18 protein-coding genes are annotated in these 15,895 nt (G+C 31.6%); 10 read left to right on the top strand and 8 right to left on the bottom strand.

Annotation, left to right across the window (positions count from 1 at the left end; genetic code table 11):
- Positions 1–18 precede the first annotated feature (18 nt).
- A complete protein-coding gene (locus B6K90_RS02830) occupies positions 19–963 on the bottom strand; it encodes a 4-hydroxy-3-methylbut-2-enyl diphosphate reductase (RefSeq protein WP_088011002.1) in 945 nt (314 codons plus the stop codon).
- 80 nt (positions 964–1,043) lie between these two features.
- On the bottom strand, positions 1,044–1,829 hold the full coding sequence (vrrA, locus tag B6K90_RS02825) for a VrrA/YqfQ family protein (protein WP_088011001.1): 786 nt from the start codon (positions 1,827–1,829) through the stop codon (positions 1,044–1,046).
- A 225-nt stretch (positions 1,830–2,054) separates the two neighbouring features.
- Here vrrA and B6K90_RS02820 point away from each other — a divergent pair, with 225 nt between their 5' ends.
- Positions 2,055–3,362, top strand: a complete 1,308-nt coding sequence (locus B6K90_RS02820) for a DEAD/DEAH box helicase (protein ID WP_088011000.1) — start codon at positions 2,055–2,057, stop codon at positions 3,360–3,362.
- 122 nt (positions 3,363–3,484) lie between these two features.
- On the top strand, positions 3,485–4,378 hold the full coding sequence (locus tag B6K90_RS02815; RefSeq protein ID WP_088010999.1) for a deoxyribonuclease IV: 894 nt from the start codon (positions 3,485–3,487) through the stop codon (positions 4,376–4,378).
- Positions 4,379–4,528: 150 nt separating this feature from the next.
- Here the strand turns inward: B6K90_RS02815 and B6K90_RS02810 are convergent, their stop codons facing one another.
- The 3 genes from B6K90_RS02810 to B6K90_RS02800 all read right to left on the bottom strand — a co-directional run bounded on the left by B6K90_RS02810 (position 4,529) and on the right by B6K90_RS02800 (position 6,378).
- Positions 4,529–4,828: a hypothetical protein gene (locus tag B6K90_RS02810; RefSeq protein WP_088010998.1), complete on the bottom strand. Its 300-nt coding sequence runs from the start codon at positions 4,826–4,828 to the stop codon at positions 4,529–4,531.
- Positions 4,829–4,946: 118 nt separating this feature from the next.
- Positions 4,947–5,198, bottom strand: coding sequence for a DUF2624 family protein (locus B6K90_RS02805; protein ID WP_069034160.1), 252 nt, complete (start codon positions 5,196–5,198; stop codon positions 4,947–4,949).
- A 310-nt stretch (positions 5,199–5,508) separates the two neighbouring features.
- Positions 5,509–6,378, bottom strand: coding sequence for a YitT family protein (locus B6K90_RS02800; RefSeq protein WP_069034159.1), 870 nt, complete (start codon positions 6,376–6,378; stop codon positions 5,509–5,511).
- A 255-nt stretch (positions 6,379–6,633) separates the two neighbouring features.
- Between B6K90_RS02800 and B6K90_RS02795 the strand changes: the two genes are divergently transcribed.
- The 5 genes from B6K90_RS02795 (at position 6,634) to B6K90_RS02775 (ending at position 10,129) form a co-directional block, all read left to right on the top strand.
- Positions 6,634–7,410 (top strand): metal ABC transporter ATP-binding protein, encoded by a 777-nt coding sequence (locus tag B6K90_RS02795; RefSeq protein WP_088010996.1) that lies wholly within the window; start codon positions 6,634–6,636, stop codon positions 7,408–7,410.
- Positions 7,404–8,243, top strand: a complete 840-nt coding sequence (locus tag B6K90_RS02790) for a metal ABC transporter permease (protein WP_088010995.1) — start codon at positions 7,404–7,406, stop codon at positions 8,241–8,243. The genes B6K90_RS02795 and B6K90_RS02790 overlap by 7 nt, the downstream gene beginning before the upstream one ends.
- Positions 8,244–8,250: 7 nt before the next feature.
- Entirely contained in the window at positions 8,251–8,661 is a 411-nt protein-coding gene (locus B6K90_RS02785; RefSeq protein ID WP_069034156.1) for a Fur family transcriptional regulator, read from the top strand.
- A 168-nt stretch (positions 8,662–8,829) separates the two neighbouring features.
- The gene (locus tag B6K90_RS02780; protein ID WP_088010994.1) at positions 8,830–8,994 is read left to right on the top strand and encodes a DUF4083 family protein; all 165 of its coding nucleotides are present in this window, start codon (positions 8,830–8,832) and stop codon (positions 8,992–8,994) included.
- A 352-nt stretch (positions 8,995–9,346) separates the two neighbouring features.
- On the top strand, positions 9,347–10,129 hold the full coding sequence (locus B6K90_RS02775) for an SDR family NAD(P)-dependent oxidoreductase (protein ID WP_088010993.1): 783 nt from the start codon (positions 9,347–9,349) through the stop codon (positions 10,127–10,129).
- Between the two features lie 140 nt (positions 10,130–10,269).
- Here B6K90_RS02775 and B6K90_RS02770 read toward each other — a convergent pair whose 3' ends face one another.
- The gene (locus B6K90_RS02770) at positions 10,270–10,701 is read right to left on the bottom strand and encodes a VOC family protein (RefSeq protein ID WP_088010992.1); all 432 of its coding nucleotides are present in this window, start codon (positions 10,699–10,701) and stop codon (positions 10,270–10,272) included.
- 297 nt (positions 10,702–10,998) lie between these two features.
- Here B6K90_RS02770 and B6K90_RS02765 point away from each other — a divergent pair, with 297 nt between their 5' ends.
- Both B6K90_RS02765 and B6K90_RS02760 read left to right on the top strand, forming a co-directional pair.
- A complete protein-coding gene (locus tag B6K90_RS02765; protein WP_088010991.1) occupies positions 10,999–11,454 on the top strand; it encodes a hypothetical protein in 456 nt (151 codons plus the stop codon).
- A 179-nt stretch (positions 11,455–11,633) separates the two neighbouring features.
- Complete coding sequence (locus tag B6K90_RS02760; protein ID WP_088010990.1) at positions 11,634–13,244, top strand: M20/M25/M40 family metallo-hydrolase; 1,611 nt, start codon at positions 11,634–11,636, stop codon at positions 13,242–13,244.
- A gap of 34 nt (positions 13,245–13,278) precedes the next feature.
- On the opposite strand, the gene B6K90_RS24300 is transcribed toward B6K90_RS02760, so the two are convergent.
- Both B6K90_RS24300 and B6K90_RS02755 read right to left on the bottom strand, forming a co-directional pair.
- Positions 13,279–13,410, bottom strand: coding sequence for a hypothetical protein (locus tag B6K90_RS24300; protein ID WP_268875885.1), 132 nt, complete (start codon positions 13,408–13,410; stop codon positions 13,279–13,281).
- 116 nt (positions 13,411–13,526) lie between these two features.
- The gene (locus B6K90_RS02755) at positions 13,527–14,291 is read right to left on the bottom strand and encodes an arylamine N-acetyltransferase family protein (RefSeq protein ID WP_167555257.1); all 765 of its coding nucleotides are present in this window, start codon (positions 14,289–14,291) and stop codon (positions 13,527–13,529) included.
- Between the two features lie 445 nt (positions 14,292–14,736).
- On the opposite strand from B6K90_RS02755, the gene B6K90_RS02750 reads away from it, so the two are divergent.
- Positions 14,737–15,789, top strand: coding sequence for a sulfate ABC transporter substrate-binding protein (locus tag B6K90_RS02750; protein WP_088010988.1), 1,053 nt, complete (start codon positions 14,737–14,739; stop codon positions 15,787–15,789).
- Positions 15,790–15,895: the final 106 nt, after the last annotated feature.

Genomic DNA, 15,895 nt, shown 5'->3' with positions numbered 1-15,895 from the left:
ATCCAGAAGTCCTATTTTTTAGTCTTTTATTCTAACTTTTGGTAGTATTTTACTTAATTCAACAAATGACTTTGTATCCCAAGTGCTTTCATCGTTTGGATCATATTTCTCTAGAAATGCGATAACTTCACGTGTTATTGGTGTTGGAGTAGAAGCTCCAGACGTAACCGCTACAGTCTCAACGCCCTCTAACCATTTTAATTGAAGTTCAGTAATATCTGAAATGCGAAATGCTTTTGTTCCTGCAATTTCATGCGAAACTTGTGCAAGTCTGTTTGAGTTATTGCTCATCGGGTCACCTACAACAATTGTTAAATCTGCTTGGCTAGCTTGATCAGCAATCGCTTCTTGACGTACTTGAGTTGCCATACAAATTTCTTTATGAACATGAGCAGTCGGATATTTTTTTATAGCGTATTGAATTAAGTCTACAACGTCCCATTGACTCATCGTTGTTTGATTTGTAATGATGATTTTATCTGTAGGAATATCCAAAGCATCAATATCAGATTTATTTTGAATTAAGTGAACAATCGATGGGGCGATTCCAACTGCGCCCTCTGGTTCCGGATGTCCTTTTTTACCAATATAAATAAAGTGATAGCCTTCAGCCATTCGTTCTTTAATTAAATCATGTGTTTTAGTTACATCTGGACATGTCGCATCAATTGTCATAAGTCCTTTTTTAATTGCTTTTGATTTTACTTCTGGAGAAACTCCGTGAGCGGTAAAAATAACAGTACCCTTATCAATCTTATCTAGAATATCTAATCTGCTTGGACCATCTAAAGTAATGATCCCTTCTTCTTCAAATGCGTCTGTAACATGTTTATTATGAACAATCATACCAAGTATGTAAATTGGCCTTGGTAATGATGGATCTTTAGCTGCATTTCTAGCAATGACCATTGCATCTACAACTCCATAGCAATAGCCTCGTGGGGTAACTTTAATAACTTTCATGGAGTAGCCCCTCCTTTATAATATTGTTGTCATTTTTATTATAAAGGAGGGAGATGGTACTATACAAAGAAAAAGAAAATTTACACAAACAATTTTGGTTTTGGATTTACGTTTGATACAGTTTCATCAATAATATGAGCAGGTTCTAATTCTGACTTAATAGGAGCTTTTTTTCTTTTTTTAGGTTTTGCTTCTTGTGTTTGCTCTACATCAATTATTTCGTTTGATTCATTTTTTTTACTTTTTTTTGTGTCGATCGGTTCGTCGGTATTTACTGCCTTAAATATTTTATAGATTGAAGGGAAATTTTTAATAGCTGGAGCGTATTGTTGGATCATTGGCGTGACTTGTTGAGCTGCTTGAACAGCTTTTTGCATACTACCGATGACACCTGTAATAGATGTGTCTCCACCCATTAAACGCGAGAAAAATCCTGGACTTCCATCATCTTCTTTTTCGGGTGGTTGCCCTGTCATTGGGTATTGATTTTGTGGTTCTTGTTGTTGATAATTACTACTGCCTTGTGCCTGCATAGTTGGCTGATTTTGAAAAGGGACAGGTTGTAAAATTTTATTTTGATTTATATATTGTTGATGCGCGTTTAACTGTGGTTGATATGAAATTGGTTGCTGATAATGTCCTTGTTGCCCAACAATTTGTTGCACAGGTGGATAAAACTGTTGCTGATGTTGCCCAAAAGGTTGCTGCGGTGATTGGGGATATGGATATCGTTGACCAAAATTTGGTCTTGCACCGTATGGATTTTGTAAATTTTGATAAGGCTGTTGATAACTATTATAATAATTTGGTCCGTTCATTGGAAAAGGTTGTTTATTTTTTTTCTTAAACTTATCAAGTAATCCCAATCTAATACCTCCTTTCAAAAATGCTCTTTATTACTTAGGCTATGCACATAATTTGAAAAGGTTAGTATAGGACAGAATAAAAATTTAAATGCTAATAAAGAAAAAAGAAAAATTAGAAATAGCCTTATTGGGTAAATCTATTGTATAATAGATAATTGTAGCTATTTTGTACGAGGATATTGATTCCTCATTACATAGAAAGTTTAAATTAAGAAGGTGAGTTATATGGCAATTTCATTTAAAAATTATCAATTAAAACCATTTATTTTGGAAGCGATAGAGAAGAAACACTTTACAGAACCAACAGAAATTCAACAAAAGATTATCCCTCAAGTTAAAACTGGACGTAGTGTAATCGGTCAATCGCAAACAGGGTCTGGAAAGACTCATGCATACCTAATACCGACAATTAATACATTAGATCCATCTTTAGAACAAGTGCAATTAGTAATTACTGCTCCAACTCGTGAATTAGCAACTCAAATTTATAATGATGTTCAGGCGATCATTGAATGCTGCCCAGAAGACGAACAATTAACTGCAAAAAACTTCGTTGGAGGAACTGACTACAAACGTACTGTTGAAAAATTAAAGAAACAGCCACATATTGTAATCGGAACTACAGGACGTATTAAAGATTTAGTAAATGATAATGTATTATTAGTTCATACTACGAAATATTTAGTCGTGGATGAAGCGGATTTAATGTTAGATATGGGATTTATCCATGATGTAGACCAAGTTGCATCAAAAATGCCAAAGAAACTACAAATGCTTGTATTTTCTGCGACAATTCCTGAGAAACTTAAACCTTTCTTGAAAAAGTATATGGAAAATCCTGAACATATTCATATTAATCCGAATCAACTTTCAGCTCAAAAAATCGAGCATATCATTGTTCCAAGTCGACATAAAGATAAAGTTAAAATGGCTAAAGACATATTGTTAAGTTTCCAACCGTATTTAGCAATTATCTTTACGAACACGAAGAAAAGAGCTGAAGAAGTTGCGACTCAGTTATCATCATATGGCTTAAAAGTTGGCCAAATTCATGGAGATTTAAGTCCTCGTGAACGTAAAAAAATGATGAAGCAAATCCAAGATTTAGAATTTCAATATATTGTTGCGACTGACTTAGCTTCCCGAGGCATCGATATCGAAGGGGTAAGTCATGTAATAAATATTGAACTACCATCAGATTTAGACTTTTATGTCCACCGTGTAGGTCGTACAGGTCGTGCAAACTTCTCAGGTACTGCGATTACAATCTATGACCAAGAAGATGATCAAGCATTAGACAAGCTTCAGGAACGTGGAATTACTTTTGAACATCGTGAACTGAAAAAAGGTGAGTGGGTTGATTTAGGTCCACGCTCAAAACGTAAGCTTCGTAAAAAAACAGATCGAAATTTAGATGCAGTTGCTAATAAAGCAATTAAAAAGCCATCTAAAGTTAAACCTGGCTATAAACGTAAACTAAATGAACAAAGAGAATCATTTAAAAATAAAGTGAAAAGAAAAACGAGTAGATAGTTTGAAAAAGAAAGGAATAATTTTCCTTTCTTTTTCTTTTCACAGGCATACTTACCATTTAACCATGGTCGATTTTCATGTTAAAATGGTAAGTATGATTAATTAAGCTAGGAGTTGAAATAATGTTACGAATTGGATCTCATGTTTCAATGAGCGGTAAAAAGATGTTTTTAGCCGCTAGTGAAGAAGCAGCAAGCTATGGTGCTAATACATTTATGGTGTATACAGGTGCACCTCAAAATACACGTCGTAAAGCAATTGAAGATTTAAATATTGAAGCAGGTTTAAAACATATGGCTGAAAATGGAATTGCTGATATCATTGTCCATGCACCATATATTATTAATATTGGAAATACTACAAATCCTGCTACATATGAACTAGGCGTTGAATTTTTACAAAAAGAAATAGACCGTACAGCAGCATTAGGAGCAAAACAAATCGTATTACATCCAGGTGCTCACGTAGGAGCAGGTGAAGATGCTGGTATTGAAAGAATTATTCAAGGTTTAAATGAAGTACTAACTGCCGAAACTCCAGTACAAATTGCGCTTGAAACAATGGCTGGTAAAGGATCGGAATGTGGTAAATCATTCGAAGAAATAGCGAGAATTATGCAAGGCGTTCACTACAACGATAAACTATCAGTTTGTTTTGATACATGCCATATTAATGACGCTGGATATGATATCGTTAATGACTTTGATGGAGTCTTACAGCAATTCGATCATTTAATTGGAATCGATAAGTTAAAAGTACTTCACATTAATGATAGTAAGAATCCAATGGGGAGTCGAAAAGACCGACATGAAAACATTGGATTTGGAACAATCGGGTTCAAAGCAATAAACTATATTGTTCATCATCCACAATTAATGGACATTCCTAAAATTTTAGAAACTCCATATGTTGGTGAAGATAAAAACAATAAAGTTGCTCCATATAAATTAGAAATTGAAATGTTACGCAATCAAGAATTCAATGAAAACTTAATTCAAGAATTAATAAAAGCATAATTCAAAGAAACCAGTCCAATAGAAGTAATAGGCTGGTTTTTTGTTTTTTTTTCGATTGTTCGAACTTCAGCTTTATTCACTTCAATATATTTGAAATCTTAATATAAAAAAAGTCCCCTAACAAAATTGCTTGGGGACATTCTTTTTACTTTATAATTCTATTTCTACAACCTTCTTTAACTTACTATCCAAATATGAAGCAATTATTTTCCCATCTATAATTCTTTTCACAGTGACAACATTACTAACTAATTCATGATCATGTTCGTCTAAATGCATTAATTTAATATAGACCACATGTGCCTTATCACGTTCGATTAAACTACTAGCGATATTAAGAGCTAAGTTATGGCTTAAATCATCCATATGAAACATGTGTTTGAATTTCACTTCGTCATCTGTTTCTTTGTCTAAATAAATAATTTCATAATGTAGCTCATGTAAATCCATATTAATCCCTCTCATTTCGTTTTAGAATAATTAGGTGATTCTTTGTATGAGCATTATATGATTTGTGAAATGAGTAGAGTTATAAATTAAAGCTTTTTAATGAACATTTTAATCAAGCTTAAGTTAACTTTTGAAAAATAATATCAATTTGTTGTGCAGTGGCTTTAGAGGTAACATTTGCAATTTGGGAAAGAATTTGTTTTTTATGTTCAGCGTCATAAATATTATAATTTTTTCCGTTTAATATTGCAGCCACTTTATTGGCTTGATCTGGTGTAATATACACTTGATATTGTTGGCTTAATTTTAATAAATCCTTTGGCGTTATACTATTAACCTTTTTATTTATGAGAGTTTGGATAATATTCATTCTGAACCTCCTCTTAGGTGAAATATTTCATCAATAAATTTTATGAGAGGTCATTATAAATAATGAGCACAAGACACTAATCTCAAATAATTTTTCAAAAATAATATGTAAAACAGCTTTAGGGAAAGGATAGGCTATTAGGATTGGCATTAGTTTAACAGTATGATTGGTAACGAGGAAAATAACTCTTCTTGAGGTTTCAAAAAAATGCAGTATTCAGCTTTGGAAAGATAGATATAACTGATTCAATTAAACTATTAAAATAGAAAAGCTTGAATTCATGACAGAATTCAAGCTTAATTGTTTACTATTAATGGATTGCTTTCTTCTTAAACTTTCCACCTTTAACGTCGGCTATATTTCCAATTGCTACAAAGGCATTTTCATCATAGTCTTCAACAATCGATTTTAATTTTGCTTCTTCAAGTCTTGAAATGACTGTAAAGATGATTTTTTTATCTTCACCCATAAAGCCACCTTCACCGTGAAAATATGTAACTCCTCGACCTAATCGGGCATTTAATGCATCACCGATTTCTTTATCATTATCACTAATGATCCAAACAGATTTAGTATCCTGGAACCCTTCAATTGTTAAATCAATTGTTTTAAATGCTACATAATAGGCAATTAATGAATACATAGCATTATCCCATCCGAATACAAATCCTGCACTTCCAAGAATAAATACATTAAATGCCATAACAACCTCACCGATTGAAAATGGTGATGATTTTGTTAATAGTATTCCTATAATTTCAGTCCCATCAAGTGAGCCACCATTACGAATTACTAAGCCTACGCCAATTCCTAAACCTAATCCACCAAATAATGCAGCTAGTAAAGGGTCATTAGTTAAATGAGGAATGTCCTTAAAAAGAGAGGTGAAAACTGAAAGTACAGTGATACCAAATAAAGTTGAGATAGCGAAGGTTTTACCAATTTGCTTATAACCTACTATTACAAAAGGTAAGTTTAACAAGAATAGAAAAATACCGAGATTAATCGAAGTAATATGGGAGAGGATCAAAGAGATACCTACGATTCCACCATCAATGATATCAGTTGGAATAAAGAATGCTTTTAAGCATGCTGCCATCAAAGCAGCCCCTAATGTAATAAAAAACCCCCGTCTAATAATCTTAAAGTTTGAAAGCTTACGATGTGTAATTGCGTTCAAAAAACCACCTCTTTATCTATATTTATACGTTAATTGTAGCATATTGTATATTTCGTCACAAAGTGATAAGACTTATTTATTAAAAATACATTAAAGATTTTCTTAAGAAAATTAAGAGATATAAACTTTGTTAAAGATGAAATTAATCTAAACATTTTGCCGAGCTTTCTTTGTTTACAAATAAGAATTATTCTCTTATACTAAGAACTTGAGTAAAACGTAATTATTCCTAAATAGATGAAGGTGTTTAAATAAATGAGTCAAGATATCATAAAAATTGAAGATTTGTCTTATAGTTATGAACGTCAAAAGGTATTATCAGACATTAATCTTCTAGTAAAAAAAGGAGACTTTTTAGGTTTAGTTGGTCCGAACGGTAGTGGTAAATCAACTTTACTAAAGTGTATATTAGGTATCCAACAACCAGATGAAGGAAAAATAGAGATTTTCGGAACAGATATTCGTAAAATGAAAAGTTGGGATAAGATTGGTTATGTATCGCAAAAAGCGAATAGCTTTAACTCTGGGTTTCCAGCATCCGTTTTTGAAGTAGTATCGTTAGGTCTTGTTTCTAAAATTGGATTGTTTAACGGTTTTAAAAATTCGGATAAACAAAAAGTAGCTGAAGCTTTAAAATCAGTTGGAATGTATGAATTTGCAAATCGTAATATCGGCGAACTTTCAGGCGGACAACAACAGCGTGTCTTTATTGCGCGTGCACTTGTAAGTAATCCAGAACTATTAATACTCGATGAACCAACTGTTGGGGTAGATGCTGAAAATGTAGAAAGCTTTTATCAATTACTTAGCGATTTAAATAATAAGCTTGGTATTACTTTATTATTAGTTTCACATGACATAGGCATTATTACTGATAAAGTATCACATGTTGCATGTTTAAATAAAAGACTACACTTCCATGGTAGTCGAGATAAGTTTAAAGATGCTACTGAGAAGGATCTATCTCTTTTATATGGCCATTCTGTGCATGTACTAACTCACAATCACGAGAATGGAGGAGATCGATTATGATGGATTTTTTTCATTATGATTTTCTGAGAAATACATTAATTACTGGTATGATTATTGGAGTTATGGCTCCATTATTAGGTGTGTTCGTCGTATTTAGAAGATTATCACTTATTTCTGATGCATTAAGTCACGTGACATTATCAGGAGTAGCAGCAAGTCTTTTACTTGAAAAGTTTTTCTTTTCTTCCGGCTTTATTAGCCCTTTATTTATGGGGATGACATTTTCGGTTGCAGGAGCATTTTTAATTGAAAAATTAAGAAGTGTTTATAGACATTACCAAGAGTTAGCAATTCCAATCATTCTTTCAGGAGGAATGGGATTAGGGGTCATCTTAATTTCATTAGCTAATGGATTTAATACGGATTTATTTAGTTATTTATTCGGTAGTGTTAGTGCCGTTTCAATGGAAGATTTAATTATTGTCATAATTATAGCTGTTTTTGTAGTAATATCTATCATAGTGCTTTATAAAGAATTGTTCCTATTATCATTTGATGAGGAATATGCAGTTGCTTCAGGTATTAATGCAAAATGGATTCATTATTTGTTCATATTATTAGTGGCTTTAGTAGTATCCATTTCTATGAGAGTTGTAGGCGTTTTATTAGTATCTTCTTTAATGACTTTACCAGTGGCAGCGAGCATACGAATTTCGAAGGGGTTTAAGCAAACAATTTTCTTTTCAATAATTTTTGGAGAGTTTTCAGTTGTTGCAGGTATTTTGCTTTCTTATAACTTAAATCTCGCGCCTGGTGGTACGATTGTGATCCTGCAAATCCTTATTCTTATTTTTACTTTAGGTTTGAAGAAATTAAGAACAAGTCAAAGGTAGTGATTAAATGAAATTAGCAGATGCATCAAAATTATTAAAAGAAAGAGGCTTCAAAAATACGCCTAAACGATATGATATGCTTGAATATATTTTTAGGCAAAATAAATATGTAACTGCAAGAGATATTCAACAAGCTTTAAAAGATAAATACAAAGGACTTAGCTTCGATACGATCTATCGTAATTTATCAACATTTATTGAAGTAGATGTAGTGGAAGTTACAGAACTAGATGGTGAAAAACGTTTTCGATCGAAGTGTTCTTCATCAGAGCATCATCATCATTTTATTTGTTTAGATTGTGGTAATACAAAAAGTATTTATAGATGCCCTATGGACAATTTATCTGTTGATTTACCTGGTTATACAGTACAAAGTCATAAATTTGAAATATACGGTCTTTGTCCAGAATGTAGTTGAATTTTATATATCTTTAGAGAGTACAAATGGTACTCTCTATTTTTTTTAGGAATAAGTAAACTTAATATTTATTTTAAATATATTACATAATTTTCCAAAACCATTTATACTTTAATTAAAAGTGATATATTATTTTAATGCACTTGAAAAAACAAAGGAGTAAAAAGTATGGCTATAGGAGATTTTATCTTTCAGTTGATTGTATTTTTAATACCAGTTACTATAATTATTTTTGTTTTATTTATTTTTCGATCTACTAGGAAAAATAGACTTCAAATGCAGAGACTTGAGGCAGAACTTGATAAAATAAATGAAAAATTAAAAAAAGATTAGTAGACTCTCAAGTTATTTAAAAGGAATTTGTTAATTAAGATCAGTATGCTTTCAGAATTTAAGTAATTAGATTTGTAAATTTTAAAGATAATTTATTGATGTCTTCATGCCGTTGGAAAATACCCTTGTCGAATTAATAACCAAATTTCGCAAAGGGAGCACTATGATGTTGATTTCCACTACAAAATTGACTAATTTAAATTTCAACAATCTGAAGACACTATATTATTGTCTTTTTTTCATTTATAAGGTATAGTATATTTCATCATATATGTTTAAATGTTTAAACGTATAATCTTAATTAGAATTAAATGATAAATAATATAAGTGTAAAGAGTAGGGAGAAAAAACGATGAAGGCAAATGAGACCGTATTAATTACAGGCGCATCTGGAGGAATTGGTAAAGAACTAGCTATTTTTTTCGCAAAAGATGGACTCAATTTAGTTTTAGTAGCAAGATCGATTGATAATTTAATAAAAGTAAAAAATGAAATAGAATCAAAGTCGAAAGTAAAGATTCATCTATTTTCAAAGGACTTATCTAAGGAAGATGAAATAGTTTCTTTACAAAGGAAATTAACTGCTGAAAATATTCAAGTCGACTATTTAGTGAATAATGCTGGGTTTGGATTATTTGGGGAATTTGCTACTACCAATTTAGATGAAGAGTTAAACATGATTGATTTAAATATACGTACAGTTACACATCTTACAAAACTGTTTTTAAAAGGTATGATTGAACGAAATAAAGGTGGAGTGATGAATATTGCATCTACTGCAGCATTTCAACCTGGACCTTTAATGGCAGTTTACTTTGCTACAAAGTCATACGTTCTTTCTTTTACAGAAGCACTTTCGAATGAAATGAAAGGAACAAATGTTAAAGTAACTGCTGTTTGTCCAGGTGCAACTGAAACGAATTTTGGAAAACGTGCCAATATGCATGAATCAAATTTATTCCAAAGTGGAGTAGGGAATGTAAAAGATGTTGCTAAAGTAGCATATAAAGGATTTAGAGAAGGAAAGACAATTGTGATTCCTGGAATGAAAAATAAAATACTAACAAATTCTGTTCGACTCATGCCAAGAAAATTAGTTACGAACGTTGTAAGGTATATCCAAAGAAGAATATAATTTATAAAACGACTCAGTCACATATGACCGAGTCGTTTTTTTTTGCCACCAAATTTTGTATGAATTCCTAACTGAGAATTTTAGGGAAGTTAAGAACTATGTAAATTAAACAAACAATTTATTCACGAATAGTTGAGAAATTATTTCTGCCCAGCAGGGTGTGTAAATACTTGGAATAATACACCAAATTTGTCGACTACTTTACCATAGCATGGGCTAAAACCAGTATCTTGTAATGGTAATTCTACTTCGCCGCCATCTGAAAGTCCTTCAAAAAATCTTTTTGAAATTTCAATTTCATTTGTAGAAATACAAATTGTTACTTGGTTTCCACTTTGGAACGGGTAACCAGGATAAGTATCTGAAAGCATTAATACTGATTCTCCGATTTGGATCGTTGCGTGCATGATTAAATTCTTAGCTTCTGACGGGATTTTTCCTTCTGAATCACCATCAACTTCTCCATAAGTTTGACTAAATAATAACTTTGCATCAAGCGCTTTTTCATAAAAATTAATTGCTTCTTGAGCATTTCCATCCATGATTAAATAAGGGATTAATTGTAATGACATGTCCACTTCACTCCTTGTTTGAAATTAATTTTGTTAATTTGAGAGAAATATGACTTAGGTAGCAATGAACGCTTGTCTATCCATGACCATATTCTATCAGTAAATAAATTATAAAATAAAGAACATACGTTTGCAATGAGGACTTATTTTAATTTTTTCGACATAAAACGGGAACTTTTGTTCTTTTTTTTAATTCATTAATTTATCCGTTAAATAGAGGGGAATTCCGTCTATTGTTGAATAGTATGCATTAGGGCAACATGTTTAATAAACTTATAGCCTAGGAGGCTGAGTGGTTTGCAGGAGCTCAAAAAATATAAAAGAAATGTCTTCTTATTATTATTTGTTATATTTATTTCATTTATAGGACATTTTGCTAAGCCTTTTCCAATTGTTGGTAGAAGAATTTTAGAAGGGGTTTTTTGGCTTTCACTAATTAGTTGTTTTGGAATTATTACAAATGGAGTAATTAAGTTTAGTCAAAAAATAGGTAAGTTAGCATATTTTTTTGTTTTAGGTAGTTTAATTAGTGCAATTTTTGCATTTACAATTGAAACTATCAATATCATAAAGGTTATTTCATTTTATATTTATTATATTTGTCTTTTCGCGAGCTTAATTACTGGTGTAATAGCAATTATTAAGGAAGAAAAAGGATTAGCAAAACTATCGGGTTTTATATTAATGTTTTTATTTGGACTAATCTTTATGTGTACTTTTATTTTCTGGAATATAAATGGTGCTCAATATTAATTGAGTATGTTATAAAGTCAACTTTTCCATCTAGAAATAGATGGTTTTTTATTTTTGACCGTTTCTAAAATTAAAAAAGGTATTAAGTTAAATTTATAGAATAGGTGAGATATTGTGAATTACCCATTTGGAAAAGAACTATTGAAACTTAAACTACAAACTAATTATGGGGGAAGAATATGAATAATATGTTATGGAATTCACCTGAAAACTTGAAAACATTACTTGCAGAACTAGTTAGTTGGAAAAGTATAACGCTTACGGATGGGGAACGGCAATTTCCAATTAATTTATTTAAAAAGCTATCTACTTTAAAACATTTTAAAGACCTACCACAACAATTGAAGTTACATGATTCAGACAAAGGTCGGAAATTTTTAACTGCATTATATAAAAGTCCAAATGTAAAAAATACGATTTGTCTTATAAGTCATTTTGATACCGTAAATACAGAAGAATACGGTGAGCTTGAACATTTATCTACAAAAACAGAGGAATTAACAAAGGCATTTCATGAACGGTTAAATGAATTATCAAAAGAAGTACAAAGTGATCTGAATTCTGGTGAATATTTATTTGGTCGTGGTTCGATTGATATGAAAATGGGACTTGCGATGCATATGAGTATAATTGAGAAAGCTAGTATTGAGGAATGGCCAATTAATCTTTTATTATTAACCGTGCCTGATGAAGAGGTAAATTCGGCTGGAATGCGTGATGCGGTCTCAACACTTGTAAACCTTCAGGAAGAATATGATTTAAATTATAAATTATTTTTAAATGGTGAGCCCGTATTTACACAAGAACCAGGAGATCCAAAGTATTATATTTACTCTGGTACAATCGGTAAAATAATGCCAGCAGCATTATTTTATGGTAAAGAAACTCATGCTGGAGAACCATTTAGTGGCATAACATCTCCATATATTGCTTCTTTTTTAACTAGAAAAATGGAGTGGAATGAGGAGTTTCAAGAGATTGATTTTGGCGAGAAGACTCCGTTACCTGTTACCCTGCAGCAGAAGGATTTGAGGTTAGAGTATTCGACTCAAACGCCTTTTCGTTCATGTGCGTTATACAATGTATTTTTAATGAAAAGAAACGCTTCCGACGTTTTTAATTTATTTGAAAAAATAGCACACGAAGCTGCTGAAGAATGTAGTTTTGAATATGAAAATATATGTAAAAGACAAAACGTAAATCCGATTGGTAAAGTAAAAGTTATCCAATATAAAGACTTGTATCAATATGCTATCGAAAAGCTCGGAATGGAATATGTATTGAACCTTAAAAAGGAAGTTAATTCGCATAGTGAGTGGGATGATCGTGAGAAATCCTTTAGAATCGCAGACAATTTAATGATTGAATGTCAGGAGCTTGCACCTGCAATTATCATTTTGTTTGCGCCACCTTACTATCCAGCAGTTAATTCTACTGGAGATGAGTTAGTGGAGCAGTGTATTAAGTTTTCTTCTGATGTCGCTATGAATCAGTTTAATCTACCAGTAAAACGTATTCACTATTTTAATGGAATAAGTGATTTAAGTTATGTTAATTACAGTGATTCTTCGAGCGGATGGACAGCATTCGAGTCAAACACGCCAGTATGGGGAGATAGTTATACTTTACCTTTTAGCTTAATGGAAAAATTAAATGCCCCTGTGTTAAATATCGGACCGTTCGGAAAAGATGCTCATAAGTTAACTGAGCGATTACATATGAGAAATGCATTTGAAGAAGTGCCTTATATAGTGGAAGAAGTGATTCATATGATTAGTAAAATGAAATGATAAAAAAACCTTCTAAATTAGAAGGTTTTTTTCTTTAATATTCTATTTCTTCAATATCCTTTGGCTGAGGAAGTGGCTGGTTATTTTTATTGCTCTCGTTTATATTATTTAATTCGTCTTCTCTTCTTTCCCTTATAATGCTGTTTTGCTTTTCGCGATCTTTCAAATTATTTGCTCCTTTCTCTTCGTTTATAGTTAATTTGTGCAAAATTCACTATTTTTATTAGAAGTTTGGGGAGCAAAGAGGGCAGGGAAGGAATGCTTAAAGCTTTGCCGAATTGTTTAACCTTTTATTTCTGCTTTTTGGTTAAATAGATTATTAAAAATTGTTTGCCACTCATCTTGATTTTTTATTTCAGTTATACAGATTCTATGATTTTTAGTTACTTTTAATTGATAATCTGATAAGGAAATCCTTCCTTCGTTCGTTAATAAGTTGACTATTTTATGTTGGGTAAAAATTGTTTCATTACTTGTTTGTAAGTAGTTAAATTGTTCTTCGAATTGTTTTAGCTGTTTCGGAATAATTGAAATGAATAGTAAGTCCTTCCATGTTTCATTGAATTTTTGAAGTATAAAGTTCGAATTGTCTTGTTCAATTATTCGATAGGATCCATTTAGATCTGAGTATTCATAATGGTCATGAAGCAAGAGTGGTTCCAAAAAACCGCCACCAATTCCTACGTCAGCAAGATAGTATTGATTATCAATTTTTACTAATAGAGATAAATGTGAGAATTCAGGATTCCAACACTGTTTTTCTTCATTCCAAAATTTGGTTGAAATTAATGATACATTAAAACCTAATTCCTGTAAGACTGAAAAAAGTAATGAATTCGTTTCAAAACAAATCCCACCACGCTTGCCTGTCGTTATTTTTTTCATAATTTGAGAAGGATTCATTGAGAGTGGTATTTGAGAAATAATATCGATATTTTCAAATGGTATGGAAAGTAAATGATGCTTATGAATTTGTTTTAATGAGGAATATGAAATTGTTTCGGTTTTTTTTAAACCGATATGTTTAAAATATAACTCGATTAACATGAAATCCTCCATAAAATTTAGTTTAAATAGTAAATATAATGAGTATACAATGAGGATTGTATAAAAAGTGAATAATAAGAGAAATAATTTAAAATTTTCTAAAATCATAGTTGACACATAGGAATAGTATGTTTATTATTAACCTTATATAAAAAATCAATATGGCTGATTGGAAGACCAAAGGCCCTTAACTATTTTTCATTAGTTAAGGGTCTTTTTGCACTTTAAAAAAGGATAAATTGGTAGCGATGATGAGTACTCGATGTAGCTATCAATTTTAGGATTAAAGTATAAGTGCAACTACGTCTATTGCCTTTACCTAAAAGGCTAAGGAATCGACGAGTTTTCTTTATATTTGTGCCTTAAAAGGGGAGATTTTAATGTGTTGAAATGTCGAGAAGGGTACAAATAAAAATCGGAAAATTGAATTTGAGAGGGGCAAATCATTGTGGGGGCAAAGAAATGGATTATTAGCTCGGTAGTTGTTGTATTGGCAGTTTCCGGAGTATTGTATGCGACTTTGAAGGACGATAAATCTAAGACTACTAATACTGTAGCGGCAAATAAAAATGTTGAATTGTTAAATGTATCTTATGATCCAACTCGTGAATTATATGAAAACTATAATAAAGCTTTTAGTAAGTATTGGGAAAAAGAACATGACCAAACAGTTACAATTAAACAGTCTCATGGTGGTTCTGGTAAACAGGCTAGGGCAGTAATTGACGGTTTAGATGCCGATGTAGTTACACTAGCTCTTGGATATGATATTGACTCGATCAATGAAAAGGCACAACTAATATCCCCTAATTGGCAAAAAGAATTTGAATACAATTCAACTCCTTATACATCAACAATTGTTTTTTTAGTAAGAAAAGGAAATCCAAAAAATATTAAGGATTGGGATGATTTAACGAAAAAAGGAGTTCAAGTAATTACTCCAAATCCTAAGACTTCAGGTGGTGCAAGGTGGAATTATTTAGCTGCTTGGGGCTATGCAGACAAAAAATATAATGGTGATGAGAAAAAAGTAAAAGCATTTATGAAAAAATTATATAAAAACGTTCCAGTATTAGATACTGGCGCACGTGGTTCAACAACTACATTTGTTGAAAAAGGAATTGGAGATGTATTAATTGCATGGGAAAATGAAGCATTACTTTCAGTGAAGGAATTAGGTGAGGGGAAATATAAAATTGTTTATCCTTCGATTAGTATTTTAGCTGAGCCACCTGTTGCCCTTGTTGATAAAAATGTGAAGGAAAAGAAGACTGAAGAAGTGGCTAAGGCCTACTTATCTTATCTTTATAGTAAAGAAGGGCAAAATATCATTGCAGAAAATTATTATCGTCCTCGAGATAAAGAGGTTCTCGCAAAATATAGTAAACAATATCCAAACCTTCCATTGTTAACAATTGATAAAGATTTCGGAGGATGGAGTAAAGCTCAATCAAAGCATTTTGATGATGGTGGAGTATTTGACCAAATTTATCAATAATTACGAAATTGAAAAAAATGGAGGACGCTGGAATTTATAGGACGATTTTCTAATGCTTAGGCCAAGTCTTCTTTATTTCACTTTATGAAAGTTGGCAACGAAGAAG

Origin of the sequence: Gottfriedia acidiceleris (assembly GCF_002128425.1) — a bacterium.
Taxonomy (GTDB): Bacteria; Bacillota; Bacilli; order Bacillales; family Bacillaceae_G; genus Gottfriedia; species Gottfriedia acidiceleris.
This window is presented reverse-complemented; position numbering and strand designations above follow the sequence as displayed.